The organism is Alkalihalobacillus deserti (genome assembly GCF_020734105.1).
In the GTDB taxonomy this organism is placed as follows: Bacteria; Bacillota; Bacilli; order Bacillales; family Bacillaceae_D; genus Halalkalibacter; species Halalkalibacter deserti.
In genome coordinates this window covers 142,793-161,376 of the sequence record NZ_JAJAFR010000003.1, presented here as the reverse complement: position 1 = coordinate 161,376, position 18,584 = coordinate 142,793, and the positions used below count along the sequence as shown (strand labels likewise).

Below are 18,584 nucleotides of genomic sequence, written 5' to 3'. Positions count from 1 at the left end.
GCTTCGATGGTATTTGAAAAAGGTAAGACCGACCTTTTTCAATACCATCTTTAACGGTTCCAGTATGGATAAGTAATGGCGGCGACGGTAAGAGCAAGGAAGAGTACTAATAGCAAGCGAATTAAAGGAAATGATAGTTTGAACTTTCTATTCTTAGATTTTGTTCTTTTCTTATGAACCCGACTACGTGAAGGCATTGAGTGTATCGTTTGTTCAGCGTTTTTATTTTCTTGATAAACTTCCATCTTTTCACGTAATTGCTTCGCTTGATCTTGTCCTTTTGTACCTGTCATGTTTTCAACACTCCTTCCTCTATTTCCGTTTTTTTCTGGTATCTATTTCTGATGATGACCCCTAACAGAAAATCAACAAGAAAATGGGTACAGATTGTAACGCTGATTAATCCCGTCCAATGAAATAAGGCTCCTAGGATAAAGCTTGCAAGACACACATTTAAAAATAAAACAGGTTTATTTAGATACCGAATATGAATAAGAGCAAAAATAAGACTTGCAATAACTAATCCAAATGCTGTTTGTAGAACAGCTCGAAACATTAATTCTTCAGCAAAAGCTACAACCACACAAAGAAGGAATAATTGAGGAATAGAAAGGGTACGAAATACTCTTTCATTAATTCCCCCATCATCTAGCCACTTCTTAGGCATAAGTCGCTCAAAAATGAGATCAAAAGCAACAATAGCAAGAGCAACACTACCCCCTATTAAAAGGAATTTTACATTCACTTCAAACAATTGACTGAAATCATTCCATTGATCAAAAACAAAAAATCCTGCTACACAAGCAATTCCAAAAATGATTGCTTGTGTTAAGTAGACATTTAACACTAATTCTTTATCTGTTAAACCAACTATGATGTCACGTTGTTTTTTCATAGTTCTCCGACTCACTCTGTCCAAAAAGCTTTACTAACGTTTCCCTCCAAGGATGTATAGTCCCTGTGCCAATTATATTAGAATCCATTTTTGCTTTTGTCAGCGTAGCTCCGCAATTGTCACAACATTCATTGGGGTGATGCTTTAATTTGTCACCAAAATAAGATAGGAGTTTTTCTCTCCTGCAAGTATTTGAACGAATCCATCTTAAAAAAGTCTCTAATTTCAACCTCTTAACCTGCATCCTTTCTTGCTCTTCCTGACGTATACTCGTAAAAACTGAATCAATTGAGAAAGGATGAATCCGCTCATTTTTCAAAATTCCTCTCGATTCAAGTTGAAAACAAAGTTTTCTCCAAGTGATTTCTTGAATCCAAAATTGAGCGATAAGTTCTTTTACTGCTTTGTTATCCAAACGCTCAATTTTTTGTATGGCATGTAATATTTGTTGTAACTGGTCATCTGTTAGCTGCTCTCTTTCTATTAGCAGATTAACCAATCCACGATCTTCTTCACAATAAAGCAAAATGGCCTCGCTAGGGTCGCCATCTCTTGCCGCTCTCCCAACTTCTTGAACATAGGATTCGATATCAACAGGATAATGAAAATGAATGACAAAACGTATGTTTTTCTTGTTAATTCCCATACCAAAAGCACTCGTACAACAAATAATATCTATTTGACCATTCATAAATTGCTGTTGGATAAGCAACCGATCTTCTGTTGATAATCCTCCATGATAATAAGCAACTCGACCGATTCTAGCTTGCTTAAGAAGATGAGAAATATTTTCTGCCCACATTCGACTTGAAAAATAAATCATTCCTGGTCCTTGTAATATTTTAACTAGATCCTTTATTCTCTCTACTTTATCTTGTGTGGTAGGACAAGATTCTACACGATAGGAAATCTCTGGACGATCGACCGAATAAATGATGGAAGTAGGAGATTCAAGCATTAACTGACTACTAATATCTTTTTGAACCACCTTGGTAGCCGTTGCTGTAATGGCTAGGCAAGTTGGATGACCAAGTAATTCTTTTACCGCTCCCAGTCTAAGATAATCAGGTCTAAAATCGGGCCCCCATTGCGAAATACAATGGGCTTCATCTACTACAAAAAAAGAAATTTTCATTCTAGATAGTTGTTTTCGAACAAAAAATGCTTGTAACATCTCAGGTGATAAATAAATTAATTTATACACATGCAAGTTTTGTAAAACAAATTCCCTTTCTTCTTTTTTCATAAAGCTATTTAAAGCTACAACAGATTTAATTCCCTCACTTCGAAGCTGTTGCACCTGATCTTCCATTAATGAAAGAAGCGGAGATATCACAATCGTTACCCCCTCAGATAAAAGAGCGGGTAGCTGGTAACAAATCGACTTTCCCGTACCTGTAGGAAGCATAGCAACAACATCTTTTTTTTGAAGCAACGATGAAACAATCTCTTTTTGACCATCTCGAAAAGTTGCGTAACCAAAATATCTCTCTAGCTCTTGTTCAAGTTTCATCATTCACCTTCTTTCTTGCAAGTACTAACCGTATCATAAAATAACTAACTTCTTTTTCTATTTTTTCTTTCAAATCTCGTAATCGACTTGTTTGTAACGTTTCTGACCAAGTGAGGATTGATTTTTCTACATCTTCAGAAACAAAAGATCTTATTGGGAAATGAGGATGTTGAATAGCGATTTCTACCATGTGATCTTCTATCGTACTTTTTTTCAATTGGCGTATTTGGCAGATGGAATCAAGTGTATTCCCTTCTTCGAGCAAACGAAACGATTGTCTGGCTGATTCTGTAAGAACATACTCTCTTTTGAAATCCTTTGTAAAAGCAGACAAATAGGTATACCGGTTGTGCTTCGTTTCTAATTCATTAATGAGTCGGTGTATCGTCGAAATATGGCAAAGCTTTACTTCTTCCTGACTCACTCCAAGTCTTTCAGAAAGCTGCAGACGTGTCAGGCCTATTTGAGTTTTTCCACTTAATTGATGGACAAAAATTAGAGCTTGCTGCTCTAAGCATGACGACAGAAAATCATATAATTCATCATAGATTGTGTTAAGGTAATCTCTTCTATTTTCATTAGGAATATGATTTCTGACCCAAGTTTGCACGCGAATCTCATGAGTGATCGGATAAAATCGATGATTGCCAAATGAAATATTCGTTAATGTTTGTATGAATAAACATAATCGTAACCACACTTCATCTGTATAAGAATGATAACGCCATCCTTGTAAGTCATTTAAGAAAGGGTGGGTATCAAGGTATTGTTTTAATTCAACTTTTCCGTTCTCTGATAATCGTATTCGGTCTTGTTCTAAGAGCTGAGCTTGTCCGTTTGCAATAAGTTCACGGACATCGGTTTCTAAATCTGTACGTGTTAATTCTGGAAACAAGCCAAAATAAGAGGTTAATCCAAAAAAGGCACCATCCTGAATGGTTTGAGCAGATTTTTTCCCCTTTAATAAATGAAACGCACCGTAAATAGACCTTTCTCCGTTAAGGACATCTAAAATGGTTGCTGTTATTGCTTGTCTCGCTTTCATACAATCACCCTTATCAAACCTTATTCATACTTTTATTGTATCAAATTCCAGAGAAAATGGTGGCTGAAAATGCAAGATCCGGGAGATAAATAACATGAAGAAATAAAAAATAAAATGAATTGGTTGAAAAGTTTGGCAATCCGTTTTACAATATACCAGTAGAATATACATTTTTCTGTATTAAATCTTCGTAAAAAGATAACGAGGAGAAAAACATAATGGAGGTTGAAATAAATGGCAAAGTACACAATTGTCGATAAAGACACTTGTATCGCATGCGGAGCCTGTGGCGCTGCTGCTCCAGATATTTATGATTATGATGATGAAGGTATTGCTTTTGTAATTCTTGATGAAAACAAAGGTACAGCTGTAATTCCCGAAGAACTTGAAGAAGATATGATCGATGCCCAAGAAGGATGTCCAACAGATTCCATTAAGGTTGCTGATGAATCATTTGATGGAGATGCACTTAAGTTCGAATAGTCATTCGAACTGCGAATAGTCAAAAGAGTAGCTAATTTTGGGCTACTCTTTTTTTTAGAATAATCGAATATTCCAATAAGCTAATTTTCTTTTGTTTGGAATACGGCTCTTTTTGCTTTTAATCGCTTTATATATTTCAAAATGCTCTTCATATAATATTCTCATTTTATCACTTTTCGAAAAGAGAAACAGCTTGCGCGCTTCTCGCATCGCTACTTGCATCGTATCTGAAACTGTTTCTAGAAGTTTTAATAACATCTCATTTTTTGTTGTTCTGACGACAGCCATGTGAAAGTCGACATCGGCCTTTTCACCCACTCGCCATCACTTGGCGCCCGTTGCATCTCAACAAGGATTCGTTCCATTTCCTTTAGATCTTCTTCTTTTTGGTTAACAGCAGCTAACGAAGCAGCACCTGTTTCGACGATCTTTCTAATCTCAAATAATTGCCTAATATCCTCTTGTTTCATAAAGGCAACTGAAGGAATCACATTCGTTGTTAAATCATGATTAATCTTTTTTACAAACGTTCCTTCTCCTTGTTTGATGTTGACCAAGCCTACTGCTTTTAAAGCACTTAAGGCCTCCCGGATAGCTGATCTTCCAACGTCAAAGTCTTCGGCAAGCTGTTGAACAGATACTAAACGGTCTCCTGGCAAAAATTCACCATTTTTTATCATATCTGTTAAACTTTCTGCAACAATTTCATATATTTTTTTTGGTCGCACATGCTCAATGGCCATTGTTCCTACCCCCGTAAAATCTCCCTAATTACCACTTATAGTAAAATTGTATCGCTGTTTCTTTCGTTTGGCAACCAGTCGATTGAATGGGTTCAAAAAGCAGAAATGCACCTTCTTGTACTTCTATGAATGTTACTTCACGTCGCATTCACTTTCTACTCGCAAGCCTAGAAAACCATTCAAGGCATATTTAATCCCTACACCTACTAGCTCATTGCTCCTTATTTTGTGCTTTTTCGAAACACACTTTCTAGAGGACAAGTCCTTCTAAGGCAAGAATACAATTATTTGACCAAATCTCTCCGTAAGCTTCAATTGGTAATGGATTTGTTCCTACTCCTACTTCAATCGTAAAGCCAGGTCTTCCTGTTTCTTGAATAAACCAATCTTTATAGCCACCATCACTATCTGCAGTATGAATGGGCGTATAAGAACTTGCTAACGAAAGCCGTCCGACCATCTCTTTACTTTCTAATGGTTCCATCCCCCGATACCCCCAATAAATAACCTGACCTTGTGAATGAAAAGCAAGAACATAAGCAAAAGAGTGTTGTTTCGTAAATTGATGTACTGCTATTGCTTCAGGTTCCGTCAGTGGCGCTTTCCCACTATAATGACGTGACCATGGTTCTTGTGGACTTTCCTTAGCCTCAATCTCCCATCCTGCTGGCCATTGATGGTTTAAATCGACTCCTCTTATATTACTTGACCAATGATCGAATCTTCTCATTCCTTTATTGATAGCTAACACTTCTTTTAAGTACGGATGTCCCTCATAAATTCCTTGCAGGACGAGATCCATTCCGTCAGGATTTACTAGCGGTACCACATACAACCTGACCTCTTGTAAAATTTTTTTGATATCGTATCCATGCCAAGATAATCCTTTTTCCTGATGAAGTGCTAATTCCTCTATGTATTGAGTAAGAAATTTGCTTGTATGCCATTCATTTGCATGCCAACCAGCTGAATAGAATATTTCCTTTTTCCCTGACCCAATTGATAGTGCGTAAAGAGGTTTGTTCATTACGGAATAACCAATAATATCAACAACAATACCAAGTTCTTTTAAATCAGGTATCTTTTTTTCTAGATCCATTTGTCCGAATTCCGTTCTTAACTGAATGTCACTAACTATATTCGACTGTTCCATTTTGATCTTAGGTATATGAATGACTAGACCAGGGGATAAATAACTTTGTTCTGAGTAAAGATGTGGGTTAAATAACAATAAATCAAACGGTCTTACTTTAAATTTATACGCAACCTTTGCTATTGTATCTCCAAGTTGAACAGTGTAATTCATGTAACCCCTCCTCCCATACATATATATGAAGCTGGAATTAAAAGCATACAATTAATTTCTTTAAAACATTATAGAATTTACCTTAGTATGGGTTTACATAAAAAAGATGATGAAAAATGATGGACTGAGAGCTAGTGTTATTGCGAATTAGTTTGGAGATTTCTTGATAGCCCTTTCGGATTCATGCATGTAAATTAAGTAAATCCATTCGGTTATCTTGGAGTTAATTCTCCTTAAGATACGCCCTATATAGGTGTATGATAGAGGGTGGCACTGCGGAAGGTTTTTTTGCTGTAGTGCTTACAGTTAGATAAAAAGAAAATTTAAGGAGTCTAGATATGAAGTAGTTGCCGATCGGCCAGGTGTGATCGGAAGAATGGGTCAAACTCAAGCTGAGCACGAGGTAAAAAAAGTGTCATGCAAGTTGGAAAGCAAGAAGGCGGTGGAGAAGAGATTATGATAGTCGCTGTCGCAAACTCGTTTCGGAAAAAGTCATTCATGTCCTTTCTCAAATTGAAGAAATTCATTTAGCTGATACAATTGAATGCTGATGCAATAAGAAAAAAACGTCTTTACCTTAGAAGTAATAAACGGAACCGCCGCTTCTTTTTAGTCGAACGACAAGTGGCTTTCTTTTCGTTCGACGTGTAGCGTGTTGAGCCATCGCTACTTAATAGAGATCTGAAAAAGGTTGATTTTTACCTTTTTCAACGACGTCCCTTTTTATTTATATTAAAATAAGCCCTTTTGCCTAATTGAAAAAAGGACTCCCCAAATTTAATGGTCTTTACCACTACCAAATGTATGTAAACAATAAATCTAATTGCTCCTCTTTGCTTTTTATTAAATAACGATTTCCTTCGAATGTTAATCTAAGTTTATCATGGTCGGTTTCAACTAGATTCTCAGCAAAAGCAACGTCTACATAAAATTGATAAAGATGAGCTTGTTTTCTACTACTTTTACGTTTCATTAAACCATAGCCAAATGTTCGATCATGCGATCGCCAAAACCGTGGGTGCAACTCTCTTTCGTCAATCAGTCGTATGTTACCGTGATGGCTAATTTTCTTCAACATAAAAATAAATCCATCAACTAAATCAACTTGAGAGCTTTTTAAATCAGTTTGCTCATTTAACCATTGAAACATTTCCGTGTTGACTATAACCTGTCCAATCGCCATCCATCTTCATCCTTACCCGATAACTTAACTTGACTTAATCCTATCATATTCGACAAGATTTTCACAAGTCCACCCGTTAATTAACGACGATCATTTGTCCAGGATAAATAGCATCCGTACGCAAATTATTTTGTGTAATTAAGCTTTCAATCGTCACTTCATACTGTGTTGCAATAGATGTAAGTGAATCACCTTGCTCAATAAAATGTACATTCTCAGACAGCTCAATAATTAGAACATCATCAACTTGAATGACCTCATCCTCTAAAGTATTCCACTCCTTTAGCTGATCCACGGAAACAGCAAAAGCTTTTGATATACTCCAAAGGGTGTCTCCCCGCTGAACTTCTATTTGGATGATGTCACTGTTATTGTTCAGCACTACTACTTCTTCCTCTTGCATTGCATCTTCTATTAGTTTTTGACTCATGACAGCCGCAATTTCTCTTTGCTTCCAATCTAACCCATAGGGAGAGTCTTGTCCTAAAGCAGCATACATAAATTCAGGTTCCATTGATAGCACGAGAAGGGGATCAATGGATTCTGATTTCTCCATGTTCCAATTTCCTTTATGAACTTCAAAATGAAGGTGATTGCCAGAAGATCGCCCTGACGTTCCAACCGTTCCGATCTTCTCCCCTTCTCCAATAGCCTGTCCTTCTTCCACTTTCCTCACATGAAGATGTGCATATACGGTCTCTAGACCATTTTCGTGCTCGATAAAAACGACGTTACCATATGTATCTGAATAATACGAACGACTAACCATCCCTTCCGCTATCGAAACAACAGGGGTTCCTTCTGGTGCTGCCACATCGATCCCGTAATGCTTACCAGCCCTTGTCCCATATGTGTCGGTAATCTCGCCAACTGTTGGCCAGATAAGGGCTTCAAAGAGCTCTTCTGGCACCTCCATTTTTGTTTCAGCAAAAGTCGTCGTCGTACTTATAAAAAGCAAACCTATAAATGTTGCTAAAGCTAGCGCAATACAAATTCGTTTTATAAAGTCAACCATCATATCCTCCTCATATTTAGGAAACCTATTTACTTTTCCATTTGTCACACATTTTATCCTATGGAGGCTTACATCAAATTATTCCATTTATTTTTCTCAACTGCCCCAGACTAAATGATCTCAATTAAACTGCCCCGCTAATTTCAACGAATCAATAAATTTTTTCCATTTTTCTATAATCAGTATTTTCTTGTTATGCTTCGATATTTTTCTCCAATTTCAGTAGGATCTATACCTTGAGATTGAAATTGTTTTAACAATTCTTCGGCACGGGTTTGTTATTTGTTTTTCAATTTCTTTTTTAGTGTTCTCTTGATGTTCTTGATTTTCATTGCCACTATACTCTTGAAAGGATCCATTAATTTTGATTGAAAGGAATCTAGCAAAGTATAAAAAAAGTATAAGAAGACTACTTAATTGTAGTTCACTTATACCAAAAAAGATCTCTTATTGTGTATGGACAGAAATTTGAATTTCTCCTCGATTTAAATCAACATGTGATCGAATCAAAACGGGAAATGAATTTGAATTTTTAAATCGAAAGTCTGGTCCACCCCAGGAAACAGTTGCATCTCTTCCTTCTGGAACATAACCAATTTCACGTGAATGAGTAAAACGTTCAATCATCTCTAACCCTGCTTGATCAACAGCATTAAATAAAGTAGATGAAGTTTGACAGATCCCCCCTCCAATACCCATAATAAATTCCTTATCGACAATTTCTTTAGCTTCTTGATAGCCTCTTTCTCGCGTCCGTTCTCCTACTGTTTGATTAAATGAAAATGAATCACCAGGTCCAATTATTACTCCAGAGATCGCTTTAGCTGATAATAAGACATTTTGAGCACGCCCAGTAACAGATGGATTAAAATACGTTTTGTACTCAGCAATTTTTTTATTTTCAATACCTAATAAGTCATCTTCGGTGACAGAAGGTTCTGTGACGTTAATGGGTAGCACTAAATCAGTAGTTCCAACCTCTATTTCTAATAATTGATCCACTAGTTCTTGTTCCAATAAGACCACTCGTTCTTTTCCGGGAAGGAGTTCACCGTTTTCGTTCAAACGGGGATTCTGCATCGGAGTATCTATTTGAATCGCTAAATCAATAGCTAATTGTCGAAGTGACTTTTCGTCACGTTGATCTGCAAATAAATATCCGTAATCATTCATTGTAATCGTATGAACAGTATCGTTCCATTCATCTTTCAATTGAATGCGCCAATAAACAATTGGTTTCTCTTTCGTCTCATTTATAAAATATGAAGAGTGAATGGCTACTGCCTTAGGATCCTCTACCAATACAAAGTTATTACAACCGACAAGTATCAACAAAGGTATAAAGAATAGACTTTTTTTCATGTTTCCCCCCATCTAAAACACATTAACACCCTTCAATATATGAGGCCACTTATTAAAAATACCATATAATTACATATATTTATTTAAATGTTAAAAAAGGTTGACTAAAAAGGATAGGTTCGTTACCCTTTAGTCAACCAGTTTAACATCATTCAATTTTTCCTTTTCCCGTCCCTAAAAACAAAGGCACTCCGCTCATACTCAACATCCTTAACACTTAAACGGTGATTAACGACTCGAGCAATTGCAAAGAAATAATCGGAGAGACGGTTCACATATTTAAGGACAATCGGGTTAAAGACATCTGCTTCTCGATGAAGTCTTGCCACATATCTTTCTGCACGCCTTGTCACTGTACGACAAACATGAAGGGTCGAAGCTGGGACAGACCCTCCCGGTAAAATAAATCGTTCTAACTCCGGTGCTTCCTTAATATATTCGTCGATCCGCTCTTCAAGAAAATCGATGATTTCTTGCTTTGCTTTATAAGGGCGATTTTCTAATTTTTTCACCATCGCTAAATCTCCACCACAATCGAACAATTCATGTTGAATTTTTACAAGCTCGTTTTTAATGTCTGGAAAAATATCATCTTCTAATTGAGTAATAGCCATGCCGATGAATGAATTCAATTCATCGGTTGTCCCGTAAGCCACGACTCTTGTATCATCTTTATCTAATCGCCCTCCTATTACACTCGTTTTTCCTTCGTCACCAGTTCTTGTGTAAAGTTTCATTTAAACGACCTCCCTTTTTTTAATTGTTCATTTAAGCCATACCAAATCACATCTACTCGCATTGCCTTTTTTACCATATCTTGAAAACACCAACCAACTAGATCTCGATAACGTCTAGCTTCTTCCTCAACAGGAACAACCCCTTTTCCAATATCTGTTCCAATTAAGATGAGCGTCCTATCTTTTTTGTGACATTCCCAATCTATCCATGTTTCGATCCATTCCTGAAAACTCTCCCTAGGCTTTTCTACTCCTAAAAACGTTTGAACTACTGCTTCCAACCCAAAAATAATAACGTTACTATTAATCGTATTCCAAGGATGAATGTTTGATTCTGTATAACCATTATACCATCTGATTGAATCATCGTTATTAAGATAGTCTAGTGCCCATCTATTTTTACCGTGATAGGCTCCTCCTGTAATGAAATGAATGTTGATCCCCTCCTTAAATCTGCTATAGTTCCAACCAATTGAAATCTAGCATTAGTCGGTATATTCCATTCAAAGAATGGTCGTTCTATTGGCGAGAATAAAGAAAGCCATTGCCTCATCACTCCTCCATGACAAACGACTGTGATATGTGAAGCTTTTGTTTCCTCCACTTTGTCTAACATTTCGAAAAAAGCCTCTTTTATTCTCGCATGAAACTGATGAAAACTTTCACCTTTGGGTGGAATTACATTTACAGGATCGTTAAGCCACCTTCGATAGTGCTCCAACTCCTTCAACTGCTCATACGTTTTTCCTTCCCAATCGCCAAAATTAAACTCCCTTATTTTAAAGGAACGAATCACAGGTTGATGAGGAAACAGGAGTTCAGCCGTTTCTAAACATCTAAGTAGATCACTTGTAAAAAGAAGATCAATCTTTTTATTGGATACGGTTTGAGATAATGATTGTACTTCAGCTTTCCCACACTCTGATAAAGGTAAATCGAGCCAACCTAAATATCGCTTCTCTTCATTAAATGTCGTTAAACCATGTCTAATAAGAGTAAGAACCAGTAAATCCCCCATAGGAATGTTTCTCCTCCTTCCGCACCTGCTCCTATTGTGTCACCTGTAATCCCACCAAGCTGAACATTGACCCACTTCTGCCAGAAAACTAAAAAGAAACTCGCTGCTAGAAGTAACCATAACAGGCTGGGGTTAACGAAAAATACAAGAACAGCAATCCCTAACGTCCAAGCAGAATAAAGGACGAGCGTTTCTTTTCCTTTTGCAGCTTGTAGTGCAGCTGCCATTCCTTCTGTTCTAGCAAATTTACCTAGCAATAACTGCCACCCAAGTATAAGTCTTACAAGAGTGTAAATAACAAACACAGCAAAAATACTTGAGGAGGGAGCCGCTCTTACAATTTCTAATATGAAAATAAAACGCCATCCTACAACAAATAACAAAGCCAACACGCCAAATGTTCCTACTCTCGGATCCTTCATGATCTCTAATTTCCGCTCACGACTTCTTCTTGAAAAGATAGCATCATGAAAATCAGCCCATCCGTCAAGGTGCAAACCGCCTGAGAACAAGATCGAAAAAGTTAAGATCCAAGAGACCATAACGATTGATGAAACAGATATATATTCAGTGAAAATAAACCATTGTATCGCCATCAATAAGCCAAGGGCAAGTCCAACTATAGGATAAGCAGTAACTGATGCTTTTGCTCGCTTATCATCCCACTCAATTTGTTTAGTGATCGGAATCGTGGTCAATAACTGAAAAGCAAGCAAAACTCCATCAAGCCAAATCCCTATCTTACTTCTCATAATGCCACCCCTTCATACACTGCGGTAGTTCACCTATATTTAGCTTTTGCTCGAGCCAACGCGCCACCTTACCATATACTTGTACTCTGAACTCACTAAATGATTTTTCCTGTTTCCATTTAAACCCTTTTTCCACTCGAAGGCGATTTGACCCAAGTGCACCACTCATCAGTATAAAAAAGATATTGAAAATAAACGCTAATAATTTGACTATGCAGAAGAAAGACTCCCCCATCCTTGGTAACATAGGAATGATTGGACGTATTCTGAGATTTAAAAGTAGCCACTCTTAATCCTCTGTTGATTGGCGTTCGGTATAAAGCTGTACAAATTAGACTTTTCTCTACGTCAGAGGATGTACCTTGTATCATAATTCCAATCATGTACATTCCCCTCCTTTTTTAAAACAGGCCAACCCGTTTTCAACTAAAATAGCCTCAGTAGCTAAAGAAACAATGAACTGGTGAATTCTTCCTAGTACTTTTATGTATACGTTAGAGCCTTGTTCATTTAGTGGAACATCATATGCCAGCTCATTTGAAACGATGAAAACAAAGTATGAAGACGTAGCTATTGTCGTAAACAACCGCTTGATTTTGGTCTCTACTTCTCTTATAAAATCATCGTTCTTCCATTTGTCCTCATTTGTCTCCCAACCAGCAAATAATTCATTGCTTAATAGAGTGGTTAGACAATCTAAAAGAATGACATCTCCATTTTGAAACAAAGGCAAAAGCTGGTCAATCTCTCTAGGTTGTTCGTAAACCTTCCAATTCGCACCACTCCTTATCCTTTGCTGCTGGTGCTTCTCTACTCTTGATTTCATTTCCTGATCATATACGTGACTAGTGGCAATGTAATAAAGCTGCGCGTTCTGTTGAGAAGAAAGTTGAAGCGCACGCTGTTCAGCATATTGACTCTTACCACTTCTAACTCCTCCAGATATGAAAACAATCATTGTTTCCTCCACGCTGATAACGCATCAACCAACTGGTCATTACATTCACTATTTTTTACAGCTAATCGTAGATACCCCCCATTCAGACCATTGAAATTGTATGTATGGCGAGCAATGATTCCTTTTTCTAAAAGAAATACAAGCATAGGCATCGTGTCTCGTCTATCTCGCTCAGCAAGTAAATAGAAATTAACGGCAGAATCAGAGACAAAATAATCAAGATCTTTCAACAACCGTGTCACCCGTCTTCGCTCTTGATGAATGTTTAACACCGTCTGTTGAACGAATGATACCTCTTTGAGTAGAGTTAGACCAACTTGTTGCGCTATGCCATTGACACTCCATGTCGGTTGACGCTTTTTCAGTTCCTCTATCAAGTCTGCATTCGCTAGAAGATAACCAAGTCTGATCCCTGCGATCGCAAACATTTTGGTTAAAGAACGTACGATAAGTAGATTCGAAAATTGATTGACTAAACGATGGAGTCCATATCCGTCTTCAGAAAAGTCATAGAAAGCTTCGTCTAAAACCACATAAGTTCCTTGTTTTTCTGCTTCATCTACTAAGTCAATGATATCTGCTAGTTCATAGCGGACACCCGTAGGATTATTCGGTGAACATAAAAAAAGGACATCTATGTCGCAAATAGCTGAGAGCACCAGATTTAAATCAAGTTGCCAAGGCGGGGGTAAAACAATAGAAGTCACGGTACATTCAAAAGCCTGACAGGCATCCAGATACTCAGAAAACGCTGGCTCGACAATCGCCACGCGCTTCCTCTGGAAGAAATTAGCTATTAGAAAAATCAGTTCTGCTGCTCCATTTCCGACTAAAACTTTATTTTCTGACACATCATTTTTCTGTGCCAATTTACTCGTTAACTCCGTCACATGTGGATCTGGATAGTGCGTCATCGCTTTAGTGAAATCAACGATTGGCAGTTGTGTAACAGCAGCAGGTGATCCAAATGGATTTGTATTTTCACTGAAATCTATGAAATGGTATGGCATTTGTTTCCCAAGCGCTTCTATTAATTGCTTTGGATTAGCCCCATGATTAGGTAATAACATAAATGACACCTCCTAAAAAAACAAGCATAAGCGTAAACACATTTGTCGTCCTCAGCATGATGAGATTGGTTTCGTCAATATGTAGAGCTTTTAACGTAACAAGATCATCACCCATCTTAGCCCGATTCGATACAACACCTTTATAAGTATTCATTCCTCCGAGTTGTATGCCCAGTAGCGCTGCAACTGCAGCTTCCCCCCATCCGCTATTGGGACTCGGATGTTTTTTTGCCTCTCTCTTAACGACAGCCCAACATTCGCGCCTCGAACGATTTAACTCAGGTTTTGTACAAAACACCATGATAAAACCAGTTACTCTACTAGGAATCCAATTGAGCAAATCATCGCATTTAGCTGATGCCCACCCAAAATCACCGTACCGATCATTTTTATAACCAACCATGGAGTCACATGTATTCACAGCTCGATACAACATTGCAAGAGGCGCACCACCAATCATCGCAAAAAACAAAGGAGCCGTTACTCCATCACTCGTATTCTCTGCAACAGTTTCCACCGTTGCACGTGTGATTTCTTCTTCGTCAAGCTTGTCTGTGTCTCTCCCAACAATATAAGATAGTTGTTTTCTGGCCTGTTCAAAATTTCCTTTTTTTAGGGGTTCAGCCACTTCATTTGCAGCCTGTTTTAATCCCTTTGCTGCTATCGTTGTAGAGATTAACCATGCTTCAAACAAAATTCCGACGTAAAGATGGACTCGGTAGGCCATTAGCACGAATAGGAGCGTTAAGCTAACAACCACTAAGATAAGACCGCATAACATGAATAATCCTTTTTCTTTTCGACGTTTCCCTTTATTTAACTGTCGATCTGCGATTGAAATCAGTTTCCCAAATCCAACAACCGGATGCGGAATTGAACGTGGGTCACCAATGACTCTGTCTATGACAACGGCAAGTACCAAGGCGATCAAATGAGACATTACAACGATTCCTTTCGAACTTTATTACGTTTAATGGCATCTATCGTTCCTTCATAAACTAATCTAGCTATTTCTTTACCAATTGGCGTAATTGTTCCCGCATAAGGATAGCTGACTCCCGATTGGCTCGACGCAATTAACACACTGTCTGTTGATGTTCCTGTTGCAATGGTACCGCTGACCGAATCCAAAATTTGTTCATCATGGAGTGCTTTTGCTTTTGCTTCTGTGACAGTCATTACAGCTTGAACATATGCTGATTCCGGTAAAGTCCCTTCAATGAATACCCAAATATTAATCGTACCTATAACCGGAATCCAATCCGCTTGTTTATGTGCGCTTGCAGCATCAACAGCATTCGACACACCTGCACTAATCATCACCAAAATAGCAGGAGAATCCGGTTTAGACATGAGAATGGAGGCATCCTCCAGATAAGCTGCTGTCATCATACCAAGCGTATCGTTCGGCTTAAGGCCTTTATTTTTAAAATATTGACTATATTCCATTTCAACATTATCAGTACAATAATCTTTGTCTACATGACGGTTGACAAATTGATGATGCCAACGAAATCCAGCTCCTATAACAGCTGATGATAACGTCTTCCATTTATGACTGCTTTCTATCTTAATCCACTCATGTGAGCGTTCGATCTTAAGGTCTTTAATGCTTGCAAAGTCTTCTGTGCGTTCAGGGATAAACGTAATCAAAGGACTTGGAACAGCCGGATGTTCTTTGCGCTGAAGAGAAGTTTGGTACACGTCTTCTAATTGGTTTTCTTCCATAACTTCAACAGGTGTTCCTAGAGCAACAGCAGCTCCTTCATTCAGTAAAAGAACTCGATCACAGTAGAGACTCGCCATATTTAAATCATGTAAAACAGCAATAACCGTTAGTTTCCGTTCATACGACCATTGCTTTAAAGAGTTTAATAGCCCCATCTGATGAGAAATATCTAAATGGTTCGTCGGTTCATCTAATAAGAGAACATCTGGTTGTTGTGCTAGCGCTCTTGCTAATAAAACGCGTTGGCGTTCTCCTCCGCTTAATTGCTGCAACGGCTTCTCACGAAATTGATACGTGTCTGTTTGGTATAACGCTTGCGAAATTATTTCTTCATCAAGCTTTGATGTTCCTTGGAGCCATCCTTTTTGATAAGGGTATCTCCCTAACGCCACAACATCCCAAACAGAATAGGAAAAAGCCGTTTCAGATTCTTGCGGCAAAACAGCAATCTTTCTAGCCATTTCTTTAGATTGATAGGTTTTAAGTAAACGTTGATTGACGGTAATTTCTCCCTCTATAGGGAGGATCCCCCCACCAATTGCTTTTAAAAGACTCGTTTTTCCACTTCCGTTTGGTCCAATAATTCCAAACATTTCACCTTGACTCACTTCAAAAGAAAGATTCTTTACGACTTTTTTTTGTCCATATTGAATCGTAATATTATCACATGTAATCAAAGTTCTAACCTCCTTCCACTTGTTATTTCAAACGACGTTGCCTTAATAAAATTAAAGCAAAGACAGGAGCACCAATAATTGAAGTGATGACCCCAATTGGCAATTCCGTTGGGGCAATTATCGTTCGTGCGACAAGGTCTGTAAGTGCTAAAAATCCCGCCCCGACAAACATCGATAAAGGCAAAAGGTGACGGTGGTCAGAACCCCAAATCAACCTTGTTAAATGAGGAATGACCAGCCCCACAAATCCCACTGTCCCTGAAACAGCAACCGCACCCCCTGTTAGAGTTGTCGCGCCAAGTAGAATTAGAATTTTTCGTAAAGCAATATTAACCCCTAATTGTCTAGCCGTTTCCTCACCAAAAGCCATGGCATTTAATTCATGGCGATTAAAGAACAATAAAAGAAAACCAATGATAAAGCAAGGCAAGATCATCCAAATGAATGGCCAACCTCTCATTGCCACACTCCCCATTAACCAACCGATAATTTGCCTTAGTTCTTCTCCTGTTAAAGCTATCATGAGTGAAATAAAGGCTCCTAAAAAGGAACTGAAAATAATACCAGCTAAGATAATGGTTTCAGCCGCCATCGATCGCTGAACGACTCTTGAAAATGTAATTACCAAAAACAGAGTGGCAAAACCAGCTAAAATACTAACAAAAGGAAGAGTAAATCTTCCTAGTATAGGAATGGTTACCCCAAAAAACAAAACCGCAACTGCTCCAACAGCAGCTCCAGAAGAAACACCAAGCGTATAAGGATCAGCAAGTGGATTTTTCAAAAAACCTTGAAAAGCAGATCCAGCCATTGCTAAACAAGCCCCAACAAACATCGCAAGAACAGCACGCGGAAACCGAATTTCCATCACAATATTAATGTACATTGGGTCTAGTTCGACATTAAGCGGTAGGTGAATAAGCTCAGTTGCCAATATTTGCAATACGGTCAGAAAGGGAAGCTCGACGCTTCCCCGACCGATACTAGTAATCAAAGCTACAAAACAAAATAGAGTGACAATCACATATGCAATTTTGATATTATTCGCCAAATACCTCTGGATAAACTGCTTTTGCAATCCGCTCGACTCCCTTAGCTAAACGTGGACCAGAACGAGTAACCTCATCAGAATCCAAATCATAAATTCGTTCATTTACAACAGCAGGGACATCTTTCCATGCTGCACGTTCCATTACTCCTTCAACTGCATTCTCAACGTAATAACCATACGTGATTAAAATAACATCTGGATTAAAGGCTACAGCCTCTTCTTCCGTAAACATTGGCCAACCTTCTTCTTCCCCAGCCGCATTCTCTGCATTGATTATCGTTAACATTTCATCAAGAAAAGTTCCTTGACCTGTCGTGTAAATTTCAGGAGCTGGACTTACCTCAACCCAAACTTTTTTTCGATCTTCTTCTGAAATTTCACTTGCTTTCGCTTCAACAGCAGCAAATGTTTCTTGCATATCACTAATAACAGCATCAGCTTCAGTTGTATGACCTGTTACTTGACCAATCAATTCAATCGAATTATAGACCATATCAATCGATTTAGCATCATGAACGACCACTACAGGAATACCTGCATTACGAATTTGATTTAATCCTTCTTCAGAACTATGTGCATTAGAAGCATGGGATAAAACTAAATCCGGCGAAAGCGCTAAAACTTTCTCAACATCAAAGTTCATGTCACCCACACTTTCAATATCAAGTACAGCCTCAGGATAATTATCCCAATCTGTACGACCAACAACCGCGTCTCCTGCTTCAACAGCAAACACCGTTTCTGTAATACTCGGAATTAAAGAAACAATTCGCTCAGGTTGGGCTTCAATGGTAACTTCATCTCCAAGTGCGTCTGTAATCGTTAAAGGATATGAACCTTCTTGCTCTTGTCCATCCGTAGATTCTGAAACCTCAACATCCGTATCAGGAGCTTGTTCTGGCTCTGTTGCTTGGTCTTGTCCACATCCTGCAACAAAGATTGCCATAAGTAGGGCAATTAACATCAATTTCAACTGCTTCATTTCTCTCTTTCCCCTTTTTCTTTTTTTCTTATCTCTCTTGAAACGAAAATTTCTATGTAAGCCTC

Annotated in this window: 22 protein-coding genes; 1 reads left to right on the top strand and 21 read right to left on the bottom strand. The window is 38.1% G+C overall.

From position 1 onward, the window contains the following. Positions 1–50: 50 nt before the first annotated feature. Genes LDX58_RS07200 through LDX58_RS07185 form a run of 4 tightly spaced genes read right to left on the bottom strand, consistent with a single transcriptional unit; the run spans position 51 to position 3,453 of the window. Entirely contained in the window at positions 51–293 is a 243-nt protein-coding gene (locus tag LDX58_RS07200) for a hypothetical protein (RefSeq protein WP_227936153.1), read from the bottom strand. Next, positions 290–895, bottom strand: coding sequence for a CPBP family intramembrane glutamic endopeptidase (locus LDX58_RS07195; RefSeq protein WP_227936152.1), 606 nt, complete (start codon positions 893–895; stop codon positions 290–292). Before LDX58_RS07195 ends, LDX58_RS07200 begins: the two co-directional genes overlap by 4 nt. Then, complete coding sequence (locus LDX58_RS07190) at positions 879–2,408, bottom strand: RecQ family ATP-dependent DNA helicase (protein ID WP_227936151.1); 1,530 nt, start codon at positions 2,406–2,408, stop codon at positions 879–881. The genes LDX58_RS07195 and LDX58_RS07190 overlap by 17 nt, the downstream gene beginning before the upstream one ends. Then, positions 2,398–3,453, bottom strand: coding sequence for a YpbB family protein (locus LDX58_RS07185; RefSeq protein WP_227936150.1), 1,056 nt, complete (start codon positions 3,451–3,453; stop codon positions 2,398–2,400). Before LDX58_RS07185 ends, LDX58_RS07190 begins: the two co-directional genes overlap by 11 nt. A gap of 234 nt (positions 3,454–3,687) precedes the next feature. Here LDX58_RS07185 and LDX58_RS07180 point away from each other — a divergent pair, with 234 nt between their 5' ends. Continuing rightward, positions 3,688–3,936 carry a ferredoxin gene (locus LDX58_RS07180; protein ID WP_227936149.1) on the top strand — a complete coding sequence of 83 codons (249 nt, stop codon included), beginning with the start codon at positions 3,688–3,690 and terminating at the stop codon, positions 3,934–3,936. A 54-nt stretch (positions 3,937–3,990) separates the two neighbouring features. Here LDX58_RS07180 and LDX58_RS26635 read toward each other — a convergent pair whose 3' ends face one another. The 17 genes from LDX58_RS26635 to LDX58_RS07100 all read right to left on the bottom strand — a co-directional run bounded on the left by LDX58_RS26635 (position 3,991) and on the right by LDX58_RS07100 (position 18,519). Further along, positions 3,991–4,194, bottom strand: coding sequence for a hypothetical protein (locus tag LDX58_RS26635; protein ID WP_372459130.1), 204 nt, complete (start codon positions 4,192–4,194; stop codon positions 3,991–3,993). Beyond that, the gene (locus LDX58_RS07175) at positions 4,185–4,679 is read right to left on the bottom strand and encodes a FadR/GntR family transcriptional regulator (RefSeq protein ID WP_265416596.1); all 495 of its coding nucleotides are present in this window, start codon (positions 4,677–4,679) and stop codon (positions 4,185–4,187) included. Before LDX58_RS07175 ends, LDX58_RS26635 begins: the two co-directional genes overlap by 10 nt. A gap of 250 nt (positions 4,680–4,929) precedes the next feature. Further along, positions 4,930–5,985, bottom strand: coding sequence for a M14 family metallopeptidase (locus tag LDX58_RS07170; protein ID WP_227936148.1), 1,056 nt, complete (start codon positions 5,983–5,985; stop codon positions 4,930–4,932). Positions 5,986–6,778: 793 nt separating this feature from the next. Continuing rightward, the gene (locus LDX58_RS07165; RefSeq protein ID WP_227936147.1) at positions 6,779–7,168 is read right to left on the bottom strand and encodes a hypothetical protein; all 390 of its coding nucleotides are present in this window, start codon (positions 7,166–7,168) and stop codon (positions 6,779–6,781) included. A gap of 76 nt (positions 7,169–7,244) precedes the next feature. After that, positions 7,245–8,183 carry a M23 family metallopeptidase gene (locus tag LDX58_RS07160; protein ID WP_227936146.1) on the bottom strand — a complete coding sequence of 313 codons (939 nt, stop codon included), beginning with the start codon at positions 8,181–8,183 and terminating at the stop codon, positions 7,245–7,247. A gap of 447 nt (positions 8,184–8,630) precedes the next feature. Then, positions 8,631–9,545 (bottom strand): VanW family protein, encoded by a 915-nt coding sequence (locus LDX58_RS07155; RefSeq protein WP_227936145.1) that lies wholly within the window; start codon positions 9,543–9,545, stop codon positions 8,631–8,633. Positions 9,546–9,697: 152 nt separating this feature from the next. Then, the gene (locus LDX58_RS07150; RefSeq protein ID WP_227936144.1) at positions 9,698–10,282 is read right to left on the bottom strand and encodes a cob(I)yrinic acid a,c-diamide adenosyltransferase; all 585 of its coding nucleotides are present in this window, start codon (positions 10,280–10,282) and stop codon (positions 9,698–9,700) included. Next, a complete protein-coding gene (locus LDX58_RS07145) occupies positions 10,279–10,563 on the bottom strand; it encodes a bifunctional adenosylcobinamide kinase/adenosylcobinamide-phosphate guanylyltransferase (RefSeq protein ID WP_227936143.1) in 285 nt (94 codons plus the stop codon). Before LDX58_RS07145 ends, LDX58_RS07150 begins: the two co-directional genes overlap by 4 nt. A gap of 101 nt (positions 10,564–10,664) precedes the next feature. Continuing rightward, a complete protein-coding gene (locus tag LDX58_RS07140; RefSeq protein WP_227936142.1) occupies positions 10,665–11,300 on the bottom strand; it encodes a histidine phosphatase family protein in 636 nt (211 codons plus the stop codon). Then, the gene (locus LDX58_RS07135; protein WP_227936141.1) at positions 11,258–12,052 is read right to left on the bottom strand and encodes an adenosylcobinamide-GDP ribazoletransferase; all 795 of its coding nucleotides are present in this window, start codon (positions 12,050–12,052) and stop codon (positions 11,258–11,260) included. The genes LDX58_RS07140 and LDX58_RS07135 overlap by 43 nt, the downstream gene beginning before the upstream one ends. Before the next feature lie 119 nt (positions 12,053–12,171). Beyond that, on the bottom strand, positions 12,172–12,435 hold the full coding sequence (locus tag LDX58_RS26630) for a hypothetical protein (protein ID WP_372459121.1): 264 nt from the start codon (positions 12,433–12,435) through the stop codon (positions 12,172–12,174). Further along, entirely contained in the window at positions 12,432–13,010 is a 579-nt protein-coding gene (locus LDX58_RS07125) for a bifunctional adenosylcobinamide kinase/adenosylcobinamide-phosphate guanylyltransferase (protein ID WP_227936140.1), read from the bottom strand. Before LDX58_RS07125 ends, LDX58_RS26630 begins: the two co-directional genes overlap by 4 nt. Further along, positions 13,007–14,080, bottom strand: a complete 1,074-nt coding sequence (gene cobD, locus LDX58_RS07120; protein WP_227936139.1) for a threonine-phosphate decarboxylase CobD — start codon at positions 14,078–14,080, stop codon at positions 13,007–13,009. Before cobD ends, LDX58_RS07125 begins: the two co-directional genes overlap by 4 nt. Next, complete coding sequence (gene cbiB, locus LDX58_RS07115) at positions 14,067–15,020, bottom strand: adenosylcobinamide-phosphate synthase CbiB (RefSeq protein ID WP_227936138.1); 954 nt, start codon at positions 15,018–15,020, stop codon at positions 14,067–14,069. Before cbiB ends, cobD begins: the two co-directional genes overlap by 14 nt. After that, complete coding sequence (locus tag LDX58_RS07110; RefSeq protein ID WP_227936137.1) at positions 15,020–16,486, bottom strand: heme ABC transporter ATP-binding protein; 1,467 nt, start codon at positions 16,484–16,486, stop codon at positions 15,020–15,022. The genes cbiB and LDX58_RS07110 overlap by 1 nt, the downstream gene beginning before the upstream one ends. Positions 16,487–16,508: 22 nt before the next feature. Beyond that, positions 16,509–17,564, bottom strand: coding sequence for a FecCD family ABC transporter permease (locus LDX58_RS07105; protein WP_227936136.1), 1,056 nt, complete (start codon positions 17,562–17,564; stop codon positions 16,509–16,511). Beyond that, positions 17,527–18,519: an ABC transporter substrate-binding protein gene (locus tag LDX58_RS07100; protein WP_227936135.1), complete on the bottom strand. Its 993-nt coding sequence runs from the start codon at positions 18,517–18,519 to the stop codon at positions 17,527–17,529. The genes LDX58_RS07105 and LDX58_RS07100 overlap by 38 nt, the downstream gene beginning before the upstream one ends. Between the last annotated feature and the right edge of the window lie 65 nt (positions 18,520–18,584).

What these genes read in the sequence shown, in the direction of transcription:
- LDX58_RS07100 (WP_227936135.1), bottom strand. Translation starts at nt 18,519, where the DNA reads ATGAAGCAGTTGAAATTGATGTTAATTGCCCTACTTATGGCAATCTTT.
- LDX58_RS07135 (WP_227936141.1), bottom strand. Translation starts at nt 12,052, where the DNA reads ATGAGAAGTAAGATAGGGATTTGGCTTGATGGAGTTTTGCTTGCTTTT.
- LDX58_RS07200 (WP_227936153.1), bottom strand. Translation starts at nt 293, where the DNA reads ATGACAGGTACAAAAGGACAAGATCAAGCGAAGCAATTACGTGAAAAG.
- LDX58_RS07125 (WP_227936140.1), bottom strand. Translation starts at nt 13,010, where the DNA reads ATGATTGTTTTCATATCTGGAGGAGTTAGAAGTGGTAAGAGTCAATAT.
- cbiB (WP_227936138.1), bottom strand. Translation starts at nt 15,020, where the DNA reads ATGTCTCATTTGATCGCCTTGGTACTTGCCGTTGTCATAGACAGAGTC.
- LDX58_RS26630 (WP_372459121.1), bottom strand. Translation starts at nt 12,435, where the DNA reads ATGATTGGAATTATGATACAAGGTACATCCTCTGACGTAGAGAAAAGT.
- LDX58_RS07175 (WP_265416596.1), bottom strand. Translation starts at nt 4,679, where the DNA reads ATGGCCATTGAGCATGTGCGACCAAAAAAAATATATGAAATTGTTGCA.
- LDX58_RS07180 (WP_227936149.1), top strand. Translation starts at nt 3,688, where the DNA reads ATGGCAAAGTACACAATTGTCGATAAAGACACTTGTATCGCATGCGGA.
- LDX58_RS07140 (WP_227936142.1), bottom strand. Translation starts at nt 11,300, where the DNA reads ATGGGGGATTTACTGGTTCTTACTCTTATTAGACATGGTTTAACGACA.
- LDX58_RS26635 (WP_372459130.1), bottom strand. Translation starts at nt 4,194, where the DNA reads ATGTTATTAAAACTTCTAGAAACAGTTTCAGATACGATGCAAGTAGCG.
- LDX58_RS07165 (WP_227936147.1), bottom strand. Translation starts at nt 7,168, where the DNA reads ATGGCGATTGGACAGGTTATAGTCAACACGGAAATGTTTCAATGGTTA.
- LDX58_RS07195 (WP_227936152.1), bottom strand. Translation starts at nt 895, where the DNA reads ATGAAAAAACAACGTGACATCATAGTTGGTTTAACAGATAAAGAATTA.
- LDX58_RS07190 (WP_227936151.1), bottom strand. Translation starts at nt 2,408, where the DNA reads ATGAAACTTGAACAAGAGCTAGAGAGATATTTTGGTTACGCAACTTTT.
- cobD (WP_227936139.1), bottom strand. Translation starts at nt 14,080, where the DNA reads ATGTTATTACCTAATCATGGGGCTAATCCAAAGCAATTAATAGAAGCG.
- LDX58_RS07185 (WP_227936150.1), bottom strand. Translation starts at nt 3,453, where the DNA reads ATGAAAGCGAGACAAGCAATAACAGCAACCATTTTAGATGTCCTTAAC.
- LDX58_RS07155 (WP_227936145.1), bottom strand. Translation starts at nt 9,545, where the DNA reads ATGAAAAAAAGTCTATTCTTTATACCTTTGTTGATACTTGTCGGTTGT.
- LDX58_RS07160 (WP_227936146.1), bottom strand. Translation starts at nt 8,183, where the DNA reads ATGGTTGACTTTATAAAACGAATTTGTATTGCGCTAGCTTTAGCAACA.
- LDX58_RS07170 (WP_227936148.1), bottom strand. Translation starts at nt 5,985, where the DNA reads ATGAATTACACTGTTCAACTTGGAGATACAATAGCAAAGGTTGCGTAT.
- LDX58_RS07150 (WP_227936144.1), bottom strand. Translation starts at nt 10,282, where the DNA reads ATGAAACTTTACACAAGAACTGGTGACGAAGGAAAAACGAGTGTAATA.